The sequence below is a fragment of the Paraburkholderia sp. SECH4 genome (assembly GCF_030511745.1).
Lineage (GTDB): Bacteria > Pseudomonadota > Gammaproteobacteria > Burkholderiales > Burkholderiaceae > Paraburkholderia > Paraburkholderia madseniana.
Genome location: NZ_JALOCP010000002.1, coordinates 454842 through 467921, shown reverse-complemented (window position 1 = coordinate 467921; position 13080 = coordinate 454842). Strand labels below are relative to the sequence as shown.

General features: G+C 62.0%; 14 protein-coding genes and 1 tRNA gene. 7 read left to right on the top strand and 8 right to left on the bottom strand.

Going from position 1 to position 13080, the window contains the following annotated elements; genetic code table 11:
* Positions 1-42 precede the first annotated feature (42 nt).
* Positions 43-1224, bottom strand: a complete 1182-nt coding sequence (locus M0D67_RS05045; protein WP_154560904.1) for a lytic transglycosylase domain-containing protein — start codon at positions 1222-1224, stop codon at positions 43-45.
* Positions 1225-1830: 606 nt separating this feature from the next.
* On the opposite strand from M0D67_RS05045, the gene M0D67_RS05040 reads away from it, so the two are divergent.
* Both M0D67_RS05040 and M0D67_RS05035 read left to right on the top strand, forming a co-directional pair.
* The gene (locus M0D67_RS05040; protein ID WP_154560902.1) at positions 1831-3399 is read left to right on the top strand and encodes a UbiD family decarboxylase; all 1569 of its coding nucleotides are present in this window, start codon (positions 1831-1833) and stop codon (positions 3397-3399) included.
* Between the two features lie 125 nt (positions 3400-3524).
* The gene (locus M0D67_RS05035; protein WP_154560900.1) at positions 3525-4202 is read left to right on the top strand and encodes a LysE family translocator; all 678 of its coding nucleotides are present in this window, start codon (positions 3525-3527) and stop codon (positions 4200-4202) included.
* Between the two features lie 80 nt (positions 4203-4282).
* On the opposite strand, the gene M0D67_RS05030 is transcribed toward M0D67_RS05035, so the two are convergent.
* Complete coding sequence (locus tag M0D67_RS05030; protein WP_171926130.1) at positions 4283-5248, bottom strand: threo-3-hydroxy-L-aspartate ammonia-lyase; 966 nt, start codon at positions 5246-5248, stop codon at positions 4283-4285.
* Between the two features lie 158 nt (positions 5249-5406).
* Positions 5407-5706, bottom strand: a complete 300-nt coding sequence (locus M0D67_RS05025) for a hypothetical protein (RefSeq protein WP_266237587.1) — start codon at positions 5704-5706, stop codon at positions 5407-5409.
* 768 nt (positions 5707-6474) lie between these two features.
* Here M0D67_RS05025 and M0D67_RS05020 point away from each other — a divergent pair.
* The 4 genes from M0D67_RS05020 to M0D67_RS05005 all read left to right on the top strand — a co-directional run bounded on the left by M0D67_RS05020 (position 6475) and on the right by M0D67_RS05005 (position 8752).
* Positions 6475-7413: a Rossmann-like and DUF2520 domain-containing protein gene (locus M0D67_RS05020; RefSeq protein WP_154560898.1), complete on the top strand. Its 939-nt coding sequence runs from the start codon at positions 6475-6477 to the stop codon at positions 7411-7413.
* 77 nt (positions 7414-7490) lie between these two features.
* Positions 7491-7811, top strand: coding sequence for an EthD family reductase (locus tag M0D67_RS05015; protein ID WP_154560896.1), 321 nt, complete (start codon positions 7491-7493; stop codon positions 7809-7811).
* 218 nt (positions 7812-8029) lie between these two features.
* A complete protein-coding gene (locus M0D67_RS05010; RefSeq protein ID WP_054037352.1) occupies positions 8030-8593 on the top strand; it encodes a YggT family protein in 564 nt (187 codons plus the stop codon).
* Positions 8594-8678: 85 nt separating this feature from the next.
* Positions 8679-8752: transfer RNA gene (locus M0D67_RS05005), tRNA-Gly, on the top strand.
* 172 nt (positions 8753-8924) lie between these two features.
* Here the strand turns inward: M0D67_RS05005 and M0D67_RS05000 are convergent.
* Positions 8925-9404, bottom strand: a complete 480-nt coding sequence (locus tag M0D67_RS05000; RefSeq protein WP_154560894.1) for a hypothetical protein — start codon at positions 9402-9404, stop codon at positions 8925-8927.
* A 3-nt stretch (positions 9405-9407) separates the two neighbouring features.
* Complete coding sequence (locus M0D67_RS04995) at positions 9408-9791, bottom strand: hypothetical protein (RefSeq protein ID WP_266237582.1); 384 nt, start codon at positions 9789-9791, stop codon at positions 9408-9410.
* Between the two features lie 387 nt (positions 9792-10178).
* Between M0D67_RS04995 and trmB the strand changes: the two genes are divergently transcribed.
* Positions 10179-10973 carry a tRNA (guanosine(46)-N7)-methyltransferase TrmB gene (gene trmB, locus M0D67_RS04990; RefSeq protein ID WP_154560890.1) on the top strand — a complete coding sequence of 265 codons (795 nt, stop codon included), beginning with the start codon at positions 10179-10181 and terminating at the stop codon, positions 10971-10973.
* Positions 10974-11057: 84 nt separating this feature from the next.
* Here trmB and M0D67_RS04985 read toward each other — a convergent pair whose 3' ends face one another.
* The 3 genes from M0D67_RS04985 to M0D67_RS04975 form a co-directional block, all read right to left on the bottom strand.
* Positions 11058-11894, bottom strand: coding sequence for an undecaprenyl-diphosphate phosphatase (locus M0D67_RS04985; RefSeq protein ID WP_154560889.1), 837 nt, complete (start codon positions 11892-11894; stop codon positions 11058-11060).
* Positions 11895-11975: 81 nt separating this feature from the next.
* Positions 11976-12569, bottom strand: coding sequence for a DUF1439 domain-containing protein (locus tag M0D67_RS04980; protein ID WP_154560888.1), 594 nt, complete (start codon positions 12567-12569; stop codon positions 11976-11978).
* 87 nt (positions 12570-12656) lie between these two features.
* Complete coding sequence (locus tag M0D67_RS04975) at positions 12657-12986, bottom strand: YkgJ family cysteine cluster protein (RefSeq protein ID WP_168435723.1); 330 nt, start codon at positions 12984-12986, stop codon at positions 12657-12659.
* Between the last annotated feature and the right edge of the window lie 94 nt (positions 12987-13080).

Below are 13080 nucleotides of genomic sequence, written 5' to 3'. Positions count from 1 at the left end.
TATCGGCCGCTCCCGGGCCAGGCGAACCGGGTTAAGTCAACCTCAAGCGCCCAACTCCGAAGCCGATGCCACATGCTTGGTCGCATTGGAACTAGCGTCGTCCTGCTCGGACACCGGCGTCTTCACCGGCGCCGCCGCGCTCAGCGGATGACCGGCATCGAGCGTCATCTGCACGCGCTTGCCGCTAGTCGATGCCGCCGCAGCCGTAGTCGTGTTCGACGCCGTCAAAACCGGCGCCTGCGGTGCGTTGATCGGCACCTTGCGGCCGCGCGCCACATCGCGCAGGCGGCCACGCTCGGCCATCACCTTGGCGCCGTAGCCGCCGTCGTCCTGCGAAGTGGAGCCGACGTAGAGACGCAGACCGCCCGGCAGCGAACCGCCGCGTGCGATGCAATCCTTCAGCACCAGCGCGCCCACCTTGATGTTCGCAACCGGTTCAAGCGCCGCGCTCTGGCCGCCGAAATACTGGAACTTGTCCGAGTGAACCTTGGACATCACCTGCATCAGGCCTTGCGCGCCCACGCCGCTCTCGGCGTACGGGTTGAAGCCCGATTCGATTGCCATCACGGACAGCAGGAGAAGCGGGTCGAGATCGACTTCGCGGCCGGTGTCGAACGCGGCCTTCACGAGCTCGCTAACGGGTCCCTGAGCGACGCGATAACGCCGCGCCAGGTACGACGAGACCAGATCCTGCTCGCGGGTCGAAACCAGCACACGATCGTCGCGTGCATCGGCCGTGACGCGCTGCGCCGGGATCAGCCGTGCCAGCGCGGAAACGCTCTGCATGGTGCGCGGGTCGAGGCCGTTCAGTGCAGCCACGCCCATACCGGACGTGCCGGTGCCGTCGAAGGCGCCGTCGTAGCTGGTATTGCTGGCGGTGACGCCATTGTTGCCGTTGTTCGCACCGCTCGCGGCGTCGCTACCGGTCGAATTCGCGGACAGCGAATCGTCAGAGGACGCGCCAGGGGGCCCGAAAGCCGGCAGCGGGTGGCCCTGCAGCAGACGGGCGGGACCGGCCTGCACAGCGGCGGAAATGACCGGCATCAGCTTGGCGGCAAGGGTGCCGCGCAAAGCTGGCATCAGCCACAGCGTAACGGCCAGCACGACGGCGATACCACCGACGATGCTGAACAGGTGATGACTCATTCGCGTCCCGCGACGCAACGCACCACGCACAACTTGCGCGATACGCTCATCGGGACGCCACGATAACCAGGCGTTCATTCAGATCTCCCATGTTGCATGATCCGCGAACTCCGCCAGTTGAACAGGCGGTAACACACATTCGCAGAGTCAAGACATCGCGCGCTCTGTCTGGTTAGGGCAGCAGCGACGTCGGGAAAACGGTACATACCGTTTGTGGGGAGCCCTCTTGAAAAGAGGTCCGCGGCATGCCAAAAAGCATGCGGGCGGTGGCTCCCACGCGAAAAACCAGCGTCAGTTGGCGCTGGCGAGGACTTCAGTAAGGCCGTCAGATACCGTGCAGGGGGTCGGTAAACGGTGACGCGTTGCGTCAAAAGGGACCGGGGGCAGTGGTAAAAAGGTTCACGCCCTGCAACCAATGTGGACGGATTCTATGCAGGGTTTTATAGATCGTCAACACTATAGATAGGCAAATGTATAACTAATTGTAATAATGAACAGTGTTCAGTCCGTTAAGAACCGCGCGGTGCGCGCTTCTTGAGCTATCTCAATTAGTCCTTCCGAAGTCGGCCGTTTGGCCAATCTACGTGCGCCTGCCAACACAGGTAAAATCGACAATCGTTCTGGCACCGTGAGCTCTGCGGCGCCCTACCTTTTTGCCGCTTGCGCGGCTCTCTACCGCACCAGATGAAATACAAAGACCTGCGCGATTTCGTCGGCCGTCTCGAAACGATCGGCGAACTGCGCCGTATCTCGCAAAACGTCTCGCCTGTCCTGGAAATGACCGAACTGTGCGACCGCGTACTGCGCGCCGGCGGTCCGGCGATACTGTTTGAGAGCCAGCAGCAGCACGCGTTTCCGGTCCTCGGTAACCTGTTCGGCACGCCGCGCCGCGTCGCGCTTGGCATGGGTATCGACGCGCAATCAGGTGAAGGCGATGGCGCCGCGCTGGAGTCGCTGCGCGACGTCGGCCGCCTGCTCTCCGCACTGAAGGAACCGGAGCCGCCGAAGGGCCTCAAGGACGCCGGCAAACTGTTCTCGCTCGCGAAGGCGGTGTGGGACATGGCGCCCAAAACAGTGAGCGCGCCGCCCTGCCAGGAAATCGTCTGGGAAGGCAACGACGTCGACCTCGGAAAGCTGCCGATTCAGACCTGCTGGCCGGGCGATGCGGGGCCGCTGATCACATGGGGCCTGACTGTCACAAAAGGCCCGAATAAGAGCCGACAAAATTTAGGCATATATCGCCAGCAACTGATCGGGCGTAACAAACTCATCATGCGCTGGCTCGCGCATCGCGGCGGCGCACTCGATTTCCGCGAGTTCGCGCTGCAGAATCCGGGCAAGCCGTATCCCGTGGCCGTAGTGCTGGGCGCCGATCCGGCTACCATCCTCGGTGCGGTTACGCCGGTGCCCGACACGCTCTCCGAATACCAGTTCGCCGGGCTGCTGCGCGGCGGCCGCACCGAACTCGCGAAGTGCATCACGCCGGGCGTCGACGGTTTGCAGGTGCCCGCGCGGGCGGAAATCGTTCTGGAAGGCTTCATCTATCCGCAGGAGGGCACGCCCTCACCTGCTCCCGCGGGCGCGCCGCCGCGCCCGGCCAAGGGCGCGTCCGCCGCTTACGAACACGCGCTGGAAGGCCCCTACGGCGACCACACCGGCTACTACAACGAGCAGGAGTGGTTTCCCGTCTTCACGGTCGAGCGCATCACCATGCGGCGCGACGCGATCTATCACTCCACCTATACCGGCAAACCGCCCGATGAGCCCGCCGTGCTCGGCGTCGCGCTCAACGAGGTGTTCGTGCCGCTGTTGCAGAAGCAGTTCACCGAGATTACCGATTTCTATCTGCCGCCCGAAGGATGCAGCTACCGGATGGCGATCGTGCAGATGAAGAAGAGCTACCCGGGTCACGCCAAGCGCGTGATGTTCGGCGTGTGGAGCTTCCTGCGGCAATTCATGTATACGAAGTTCATCGTCGTGGTCGACGAGGACGTGAATATCCGCGACTGGAAGGAAGTGATCTGGGCCATCACCACGCGTATCGATCCGGCGCGCGACACCGTGCTGGTCGATCGCACGCCGATCGACTATCTGGATTTCGCCTCGCCGGTGGCGGGTCTCGGATCGAAGATGGGACTCGACGCGACCAACAAATGGCCCGGCGAAACCGATCGCGAATGGGGCCGCCCGATCGAGATGGACCGTGCGGTCAAACAGCGCATCGACACCTTGTGGAATGAGTTGGGACTGTAAAAACAGGCCTCGAATCACACCACTGAATATCGGAATTCTGTCGGCATCGAAGCGATCCGTTCACCGGCCGGATCGCTCGCGCTTGAACAAGTCTGAAGAACAAAACTGATGGAGCAGTTGCGCGGATGCATGCCTTTTCAATGATGTCGGACGGTTTTTTTCTGTCGTTGTCGTTGTGTCTGGATATCGGTCTCGTCAACGTCGCGATGATTTCGCTGGCGCTGTCGCACGGCTTCAAACCGGGCTTCTGGCTGGGCCTGGGTTCCTGTTTCGGCGATCTCGTTTACGCGGCGCTCGCGCTCGCGGGAATGGCTGCGCTGCTGCAGTTCGAATCGGTACGCTGGGTCGTGTGGATCGGCGGCGCGGCGGTCCTGCTGTTTCTCACGTGGAAGATGGCGCGTGAAGCGCTGTTCCCGGCGTCGGCGCCCGCAGTTGCCGGCGAAGCGGATGCCAAAGCGCCGCATCTTTCCCCGTGGCGCAGTTTCTTGCGCGGCGCGTTGCTGGCCATGTCGTCGCCGTCAGCGATTCTGTGGTTTGCCGCAGTCGGCGGTGCGTTGATCGCGAAGGCCGGCGCCACTAGCGTGACGACTGCACCGGTATTCCTCGGCGGCTTCTTCCTGGGCGGCTTGTGCTGGACGATCTTTATCTGCGGACTCGGCAGCCATGGACGCAAACGCGCCGGCACCGGTTTGCTGCGCGCGTGCCATGTGTTGTCGGCGCTGCTGTTCGCCTACTTCTCGTATAGCGTGATCGTGAACGGGTATCGCGATCTGATCGTGCAGACCGCACAGGTGGCAAGCTAGAAAAAACGGCTCGCCAAGGCGAGCCGTCTTCCCTCAATTTCAACGTGCGTAGCCGGACGCAAGAACGATCACGCAGCCTATCAGGCGAGATACTGCGCCAGCTTCGCCAGATCGACGTTGCCACCGCTCACCACCACTCCCACACGCTTGCCCTTCACCGGCACGACGCCGTTGAGCACGGCAGCCGCGGCGAGGCAACCCGTCGGCTCGACCACGATCTTCATGCGCTGCGCGAAAAAACGCATGGTCTCGATCAACTGTTCGTCGCTGACCGTTTCGATCTTCGCGACCAGCTTCTGAATAATCGCGAACGTGTAGTCGCCGAGATGCGTGGAAGCAGCACCGTCGGCAATCGTGCGCGGCGCGTCGATATGCACGATCTCGCCGCGCGCGAGCGATTGCTGACCGTCGTTGCCCGCTTCGGGTTCTATGCCGATGACGGTGCACGCCGGGCTCAATGCCGCCGCCGACAATGCGCTGCCGCCGATCAGTCCGCCGCCGCCGAGGCAAACGAACAGCATGTCGAGCGGGCCGGTTTCGTCGATCAACTCCTTCACCGCCGTGCCCTGCCCGGCGATCACGTGCGGATGGTCGTACGGCGGAATCAGCGTCATGCCGCGCTCTTCGGCGAGCCGCCGGCCGATCTCTTCGCGACTTTCGGTGTAGCGGTCGTAGCTGATCACTTCGCCGCCATAGCCCTTGGTCGCCGCGACTTTGGCTGCGGGCGCGTCGTGCGGCATGATGATCGTGGCGTGAATCCCGGCAAGACGCGCCGATAGCGCGATCGCTTGCGCGTGATTGCCCGACGAGTACGTCAACACACCCGCTTTACGTTGCTCCGCGTCGAAATGCGAAATCGCGTTGTAGGCGCCGCGAAACTTGAAAGCGCCCATGCGCTGAAAATTTTCGCACTTGAAGAACACCGACGCGCCCGTGCGCTCGTTGAACGTGCTCGAGGTTAGAACGGGGGTGCGATGGGCGACGCCTTCGAGACGCGCAGCGGCGTCGAGTACGTCGTCGAAAGTGGGAGCGGGAAGCGCTTGCATTGACGAAACTCTCCAGAGCATTGGCGAAACAGCCATTCTCCCAGCTTCGACAGTGCTTTGGTATGTCGCTTGGTATGCCGCAGTAGAAACACAAACGGCGCAACCCGGCGATCAAGCCGGCGTTACGCCGTCAATACATCTCTGCGCGCTTCTTGCGATTAGCGGCGATAGTAGCCGTGGCCGTAGTAGCCACGGCCGTAGTAGCCATGGTGATAATAAGGACGGCCATAGCCACCGTAATAGCCACCGACTACGACCGGCGCTCCGTAATAGACCGGCGGCGGCGCGTAATAGACTGGCGGCGGTGCGTAGTAGACCGACGGCGGCGCGGCAAAAACCGGGTACGCCGGCGCGATCGGAATACCAATACCGATACCGACGGAAACATGCGCCTCAGCAGCAGTCGCGAACCCCACGCCGAGTGCGGCGGCAACGACAAACGGAACGATCTTTTTCACTTTTGTTCTCCTGGCGCGGCCCACTAAGGTCGCCGACTTCGCATGCTTTGCATGCTATGAAATCAATGTATCGAAAAAGACCACGCATAGATGTTCGCATTTGTTGCAAATTGCAATTGGCGGCAATGGCTCGGAATGTGCGCCGGCGCGCCACCGCCGGGACACGCTGTGTAACGGACTGAGAACTAAGGGTTTGCCAGCGGTCGAGCGAGCGCGAACCCACTGCTTTGCGGGTCTTGCGGCTTCAGGCTCTCGCTTGCCAGTAATCTTTGATTACAAATTAGCTTCAATCCTGACGGCCCAAATGAAAAATGCCCGATGCAATCGCACCGGGCATTTCTTACCCATCAGCAGACGGTATTTTCAGCCTACCTTTACATAGGCGAATTCTCGGGAGACGTTGGGCGGGACATACGCGCCACTGATGCGCACGCGTGGCGTCAGGCGCTTTTTCTGATCCCACCAGCGACGGCGCTGCGAGTGCGTCAAGAACCGCAAGTGCTTTCGGTAAGAAAAAATATTCATCGTTACCTCCCGAATCTGACTGCGAGACGAAAAACCCAGAACAGCAACTGCCAAACCAGCTCATGAAGGAAATTGTGAGCAGTTTTCGGACCCGCGGGGCGTCTGTGGCCGGATGACCGACCGGACACGCCATATCGCGCGCGAACTGATCAGAGGAATACCCACACCGGGACACACTACTGCCGGACGGATGCGCGATACTGCTGCATTCCCGTTCAAGTATCCCGTCTGGAGCAGGTAACCATGTCCCAGCCCTCTCTGCCGCGCCTCGGTTTCATCGGTGCGGGGCGGCTCGCGCGCTGTCTCGCGCTGAGCTTTTCACGCGCCGGCTATCCCGTCACGGCGGTAGCGAGCCGCTCGGCGGCCTCGGCCGGCCGGCTCGCCAGTCAAATCCAACATTGCGCGGCATTCGACGATCCACAACAGGTTGTCGACGCCGCCGACATCGTCTTTTTAGCCGTTCCCGATGACAGCATCGGTACGACAGCGCACACACTGCGGTTCGCGACCGACGCGGCAAGCGCCCCATACGGCAAGGCGCTCGTGCATTGCAGCGGCGCCTCCCCGGTGGAGTTGCTGACTCCGGCGCGCGACCAGGGTGCCTCGATCGGCGGCTTTCACCCACTGTACCTCTTTAGCGGCGATCTCGCCGACCTCGACCGGATCGCCGGCTGCTCAGTGACGATCGAGGCCGACGGCGCCCTCATGGACGCGCTGACGGCGCTGGCCGTCGCCCTGCGCTGCCATCCGCTGTCGATTCCAGCAGGCGGCCGCATGCTGTATCACGCTGCCGCGCATTACGCCGCCAGCTTCGCGCTGTGCAGCCTCGCTGAATGCGTCGCGTTGTGGCGCACGCTGGGCTTTGCCGAAGACGACGCGCTGCGCGCGCTGCTGCCGATGCTCTCCGGCACGATCGAAACCGCCCGCGACAAGGGTCTGCCGAACGCGCTCGCCGGCCCCGTGTCGCGCGGCGATACGGGCGTCGTGGAAAAGCAGTTGGCGTTGCTCGAAGGCCTTGGCGGCGATCATGCCGCGCTGTACGGTTTGCTGACGCGGCGCGCGGTCGGACTGGCCGAACGCCGTGCGAAACCGCCCGCCGCGATCGAGACGATTGCCGAGGCGGTGGAAGAATCGCTCAACCGGTCGCTGAATCAGGCCGCAGCAGGTGCAAGCGTCAAGTAAGCCGTGATAATGTGACGACCGGCGCCGCGCGCAATCCGCCAGCGCCGCGCTTCGGGACCAACAGACGAGAACGCACAATGATCAAGGTCAGCATCCTTTATCCGTATCGGGAAAACGGCCACTTCGACGTGGACTATTACTGCGTCACGCACATGCCGCTCGCGGCCAGGCTGTTCGGGCCGTCGCTGAGAGGCTGGTCGGTCGACGTCGGCATCAATGCCGGGCCGCCGGGAACGCCGCCGCCGTATGTCGCCGCGGGCCACTTCCTGTTCGATAGCGCGGACGACTTCTACAAAGTCTTCAAGTCGGCCTCGGAGCAGTTGGTTGCCGACATTCCGAATTACACCGACGGCGGCAACGGCACGATTCTGATCAGCGAAATCAAGATTTCTGTGTGATATCCCGTGGTAGGTGTGGCCTGGCGGCACGCAGTTCGCCGACTGGCCTGACTCGAACATCTGGAAATTGAACCACCGCGTCCCCATTTGTGACGCGTAACGCGCCCTCTCCCGGGAACGGCGCAGGCAATCCAAATGAACCCGCCGGCGTACCGATCGGTCAGCGCCGGCACCCTGCGGCCGATCGACGGCCGCCTTCCGAAGGATAAGGACACGAGATGTTTGGCGATATCGCCCGTTTTCTGCTCAATACCGTCTTTACGCTGTTCGGCGCCGCGTTGCTGCTGCGCGCATGGCTGCAGGTCGTGCGCATGCCGCCGTACAACCCCGTCACGAACGCCGTCATGCAAGCCACCAACTGGATCGTGCTGCCTTTGCGGCACATTCTGCACAGCACCCGCAACATCGACTGGGCGAGTCTTGTCGCAGCCCTGATTGCGGCGATCGTTTATGTGGTGCTGATGGTGGTGCTCACGGGCGCCGATCCGCTCACGCTCGTGCCGACGCTGCTGATCGTTGCCGTGCTGACCGTTATCAAGTGGGCGCTGAACCTGATCATCTGGATGACGATCCTGATGGCGCTGCTGTCGTGGCTCAATCCGCGCTCGCCGGCCATGCCGATTCTGTACCAACTGACCGCGCCGTTCCTGAATCCGCTGCGCCGCGTGGTGCCGCAACTCGGCGGCATCGACCTCTCGCCGATCCTGCTGTTCGTGATCGTGCAGGTGCTGCTGATGGTGGTCACGCGTGCGGCCGTTCAGTTGACCTACTTCGTGATCTGAACGGCGTTCGGTGCGCCTTGTGGACAAGGGTGGCGGCAGCGCGATTTGCGCTAACCGCCTCTTCCCGAGTAGAATCATGCGCTCTGCGGGCGTCGTATAATGGTAATACCCTAGCTTCCCAAGCTAGAGCCGTGGGTTCGATTCCCATCGCCCGCTCCAGATTCTTTTCAGCCCGCGTGGCGATTGACCAGGCGGCTTCGCGAAAGGATCTGAATCTGCAGCACATTGCCGCATTTCCCACCCGCTACGCCTTCCCCGTCTGTCATTCGAGAAGTCGCACAAACGCAAGATGAGCCCGCGTCGTGTCAACGCGCCATTGCGCAAGCCGGCGTTAGTTCTTCGCAGCCTTCTCGACCGCCTTGACCAGCTTGAATTCGTCTTTATCCAACGCATAGTAGTACGTCCCGCTACCCGCTTCATTCCTGCTGCCGTGAACCACCAACAGGCGGCTGTCGCGCCGGAACTCGATCGGCTCCTGCACATCCACGTCCCAGCAGCACACCGTAAAAGGCAGCCACGTGACGCGGCCGGTCTTCGCGTCGATCGCCACAGTGGACACGCACGACGCCCCACAGCCCCAGCTTGCCAGCACGTAGTGCCCGGCGAAGTTCGGCTTCTGCCGGCTGGCTTCGCGGATACGCGTCGCATATTCCTTGTCGTCCGCGGATACGAGCCGCACTTTCGCCGCTTTGCCCGCAAAGGTGTCGCTCACCGCGAAATCTTCAAAACGCGGCACGCCGGCATCAGCAGCTTGCGCCACGCACATCCAGCACATGGCCGAAACGAAGCCCATCAATAGAAACTTTTTCATTGCTCAATACCAGTGGTGTTTTTCCCAGAACAGCCGCGCTGATGCCGCAGTGTGATATCGCCCGAGAATATAGCGAATCCTGCCCTGACATTCTTCAACCGCATTACCGAAAGATTTTTCGCCATTCGGATTCAATTCATATTGAGGCCGCAGCAACTGATAAAGCCCGCGTGCGGACGACTTCCCATTGCGCACGTCAACCACACCGCTCGATTCCTGCGCCATGAGCCACAGCAAATCGTTGAATTGCGTGAGGGGCACGCCTTCAATGGCCATTGCCTTGCGAAGCGCATTCTGGGAAGTAGTCGGAACCGCAGTTGGATCGATAGCGACCCAACCCGTTTTGGCGGCTTTTGCCTGACGATGATTGTGTGCGTGTTTGCCCATGTTGGATTTTCGCTTTGATAATCGTTGCAACGAGATAGCTGACGAGCGCGATTAAATCATACGAATGGCTGTCACGGTTATGAAACCGTAATCTTCATGCCGATTTCCGCGCCCCTTCAACCCTGCCACCGTCTGGACGCACCCTTTTCGGGTGTGCTACCTTACGCGCACTTGCAACGTCCGCTCCACCTTCCTGCTGAAGCCTTCAGCAGAATCCAGCACGAGCCGCCTCCCATGAAGGCGGCTTTTTTGTAGTGGCAGCGGCCCGGCATAGCGATTCGAGCGAACCGCGCCTGCGAACTGCGGCCCATGCCGCGCAAGCGCAAACGGCGCCTCGCAACGCGCCATGCAAGCCGCCAAGCCCTCACCCTAGTAGCAGTATCGACAATGATCCACGATCCAAACGACGCCGGCCTGCCCGACGAACTCCCGCCGCCTTCCACCGAAGCCGAAGGCCAACCGGCCGACGCCGACGCGACTGCCGACACCACGCACGAAGAAGCCTTGCATCGACGCCGCATCCGCAGCTTTGTCACGCGCGCTGGCCGCGTCTCGACCGGCCAGCGCCGCGCAATGGACGAACTCGGTCCGCGTTTCGTCGTGTCCTTCACACCGCAACAACCCGACTGGAACAGCGTGTTCGGCCGCGCGGCGCCGCGTGTGCTGGAAATCGGCTTCGGAATGGGCGCGACCACCGCGGAAATCGCCTCGCACCGTCCCGACGACGACTTCCTCGGCGTCGAAGTGCACGAACCCGGCGTCGGCGCGTTGCTGAAGCTGATGGGCGAGCAGACGCTGTCGAACATCCGCATCATTCAGCACGACGCGGTCGAAGTGCTCGAACAGATGATCGCGCCCGACAGCCTCGACGGCGTGCACATCTTCTTTCCCGACCCTTGGCACAAGGCGCGCCACCACAAGCGCCGGCTGATCCAGCCGAAGTTCGTCGCGTTGCTGGTTTCGCGTCTGAAGCCGGGCGCCTATCTGCATTGCGCGACCGACTGGCAGAACTACGCCGAGCAGATGCTCGAGGTGCTGGGCGCCGATCCCGCACTGGAAAATACCGCCAACGGCTACGCGCCGCGTCCCGAGTATCGTCCGGTGACGAAGTTCGAGCGCCGTGGGCTGCGGCTCGGGCATGGCGTGTGGGATCTGGTGTTCAGGAAGCGCGGCGCGGTATAAAGCCGCGCTGCAGTTGTGCTCGCCATACGCAAAAAGGTCCGCAAACGCGGACCTTTTTTCATGACGCGGAAGACAAGCGGAGACTCAGTCCGCCCAGCTCAACGCGCCGCTGTAACCCACCAGCAGGATCAACAGTCCAAAGCCGATCCGGTACCACGCGAACACGGTGAAATCGTGTGTGGCGATGTAGCGCAACAACCAGCGCACGCAGGCGAAGGCGCTGATGAAGGCCGCCACGAAGCCGAGCGCGAAACTGCCGAGCGCGTCGATGGACAGCAGATGCCAGTCTTTATAGAGCTCGTAAGCCGTTGCACCGAAGATGATCGGAATCGCGAGGAAGAATGAAAACTCCGTAGCGACGCGCCGGTCGAGGCCGAACAACATCCCGCCGATGATCGTCGAACCCGAGCGCGACATGCCCGGGATCAGCGCAAAACATTGAGCGAGGCCGACTTTCAACGCATCCAGCGGGCTCAGATCGTCGACGTTCTGAACACGTGCCGCCACGTCGCCTCGCGCGCGCTGACGCGCTTCAGCCCACAGGATCACCACCCCACCCGCCACTAACGCGAACGCAACCGGCACGGGCGAAAACAGCGCCGCCTTGATGGCCTTCTCGAACAGCAGGCCGAGCACAATCGCCGGAATCGTCGCGATGATCACGTTCAGCGTAAAGCGCCTCGCGTCGGGCCGGCTGGGCAAGCCGGTCACCACGCTGCCGATGCGGCGGCGAAACTCCCAGCACACAGCCAGAATCGCGCCGAGCTGGATCACGACATCGAAGGTTTTCGCGTGATCATCCGTGAAATTGAGCAGACTGCCCGCGACGATCAAATGGCCGGTGCTCGACACCGGCAAAAATTCCGTCAGCCCTTCGACGACGCCCAGAATCAGCGCCTTGCAAGCCATTAGCCAGTCCATCCGTGACCCTCATCGCTGTAGATAGTCGAAACGAACAGGGTCGGCACGGTGCGCGCGCGGCCCTGCCGGCCGCGCGCAGCGTCATTTCTCGACGATTTGCACGCGTATGCCGTTTGTAAGGATGGTGATTGTACCGGGTTCGTAATTCACGCCGGCAAATTGCAGTTGTTCGGGTTTGAAGGTGTAGATCGGGTAGTTGGTCAGCAACTGCGTAGCGAGCAGGGCCGCCGCGGCATTGATCTGCTGCGTATAGGCCTGCGCCTGCCCGCTCACGCTGACGTTGTCGACGTTCGGCGACTTCAGCACGACCGACTTGCTGGCGGCGTCGTAGGCCAGTTCGCTCGACAGCGTAAATACGCCGTCAACCGGTTGTGGCATGAATGGGCTCGCGAGCCGGGCGTCGAGCTTCACCGAGACGCGGTTCGCGTCCGGCAGGAAGCCGACCACCGGATTGGTCAGCGCGACGTCGAACACTTGCGAAACCGTGCGCTGATAGGGGAATTTGCGCTGCACCGCGTCCTGCACCTGCTGCTGCGAGAACGTGTAATGCGACGGGATGAACGGGAAAGTCGATGTCGCGCACGCCGCCAGCGAGACGGTGATGCCAAGCGCGGTGCAGCCTGTCAGCGCGGCAATCAGGAAGCGGCGCCGGGTCGGCGCAGCGGGTCGAGTCATGCGAAATCTCCTGTGGAAGCCTTCTCGAGCATGCGGTTGCGTTGGGTTGTTTGTCCGGGTGGATGACGTAGCGGAATCGTTCACGCGTTATCCGCGCACCGCCGGTTGCGGTTGAGTCTGCGTTTCAAGCTGGGTGAGCCACGCGAGCGCTTCACCGCGGCTCGTGCCGCACATGTCCATCTGCGGTTGCAGACCGGAACAGCACGCCGGCCGCTCCGGCTGACCGAAGATCGCGCAGCGCAGATCATCGCCGAGTTGCACGCAGCGCACGCCCGCCGGCTTGCCATTCGGCATGCCGGGGATCGGGCTCGAAATCGACGGCGCGATACAGCACGCGCCGCAATCGGGGCGACACGCATGACCGGCCACATGGAACGGGGACTCGCGCTTCACAACGCTGTTCGGCACATCACTCACGACATTTTTCCTGAACTCGAAAACAGGCAACGCAACATACAACGCCATACCAGACCCGCATTGTGCCATTGCATCCCGTGCGACCTTTTTACAC

Excerpts from the sequence above, each read along its gene's own strand:
- M0D67_RS04995 (WP_266237582.1), bottom strand. The coding sequence starts at position 9,791 with ATGGGCAAACACGCACACAATCATCGTCAGGCAAAAGCCGCCAAAACG.
- M0D67_RS05015 (WP_154560896.1), top strand. The coding sequence starts at position 7,491 with ATGATCAAGGTCAGCATCCTTTATCCGTATCGGGAAAACGGCCACTTC.
- M0D67_RS05035 (WP_154560900.1), top strand. The coding sequence starts at position 3,525 with ATGCATGCCTTTTCAATGATGTCGGACGGTTTTTTTCTGTCGTTGTCG.
- M0D67_RS05040 (WP_154560902.1), top strand. The coding sequence starts at position 1,831 with ATGAAATACAAAGACCTGCGCGATTTCGTCGGCCGTCTCGAAACGATC.
- trmB (WP_154560890.1), top strand. The coding sequence starts at position 10,179 with ATGATCCACGATCCAAACGACGCCGGCCTGCCCGACGAACTCCCGCCG.
- M0D67_RS04985 (WP_154560889.1), bottom strand. The coding sequence starts at position 11,894 with ATGGACTGGCTAATGGCTTGCAAGGCGCTGATTCTGGGCGTCGTCGAA.
- M0D67_RS04980 (WP_154560888.1), bottom strand. The coding sequence starts at position 12,569 with ATGACTCGACCCGCTGCGCCGACCCGGCGCCGCTTCCTGATTGCCGCG.
- M0D67_RS05045 (WP_154560904.1), bottom strand. The coding sequence starts at position 1,224 with ATGAACGCCTGGTTATCGTGGCGTCCCGATGAGCGTATCGCGCAAGTT.
- M0D67_RS05000 (WP_154560894.1), bottom strand. The coding sequence starts at position 9,404 with ATGAAAAAGTTTCTATTGATGGGCTTCGTTTCGGCCATGTGCTGGATG.
- M0D67_RS05030 (WP_171926130.1), bottom strand. The coding sequence starts at position 5,248 with ATGCAAGCGCTTCCCGCTCCCACTTTCGACGACGTACTCGACGCCGCT.
- M0D67_RS05010 (WP_054037352.1), top strand. The coding sequence starts at position 8,030 with ATGTTTGGCGATATCGCCCGTTTTCTGCTCAATACCGTCTTTACGCTG.
- M0D67_RS05020 (WP_154560898.1), top strand. The coding sequence starts at position 6,475 with ATGTCCCAGCCCTCTCTGCCGCGCCTCGGTTTCATCGGTGCGGGGCGG.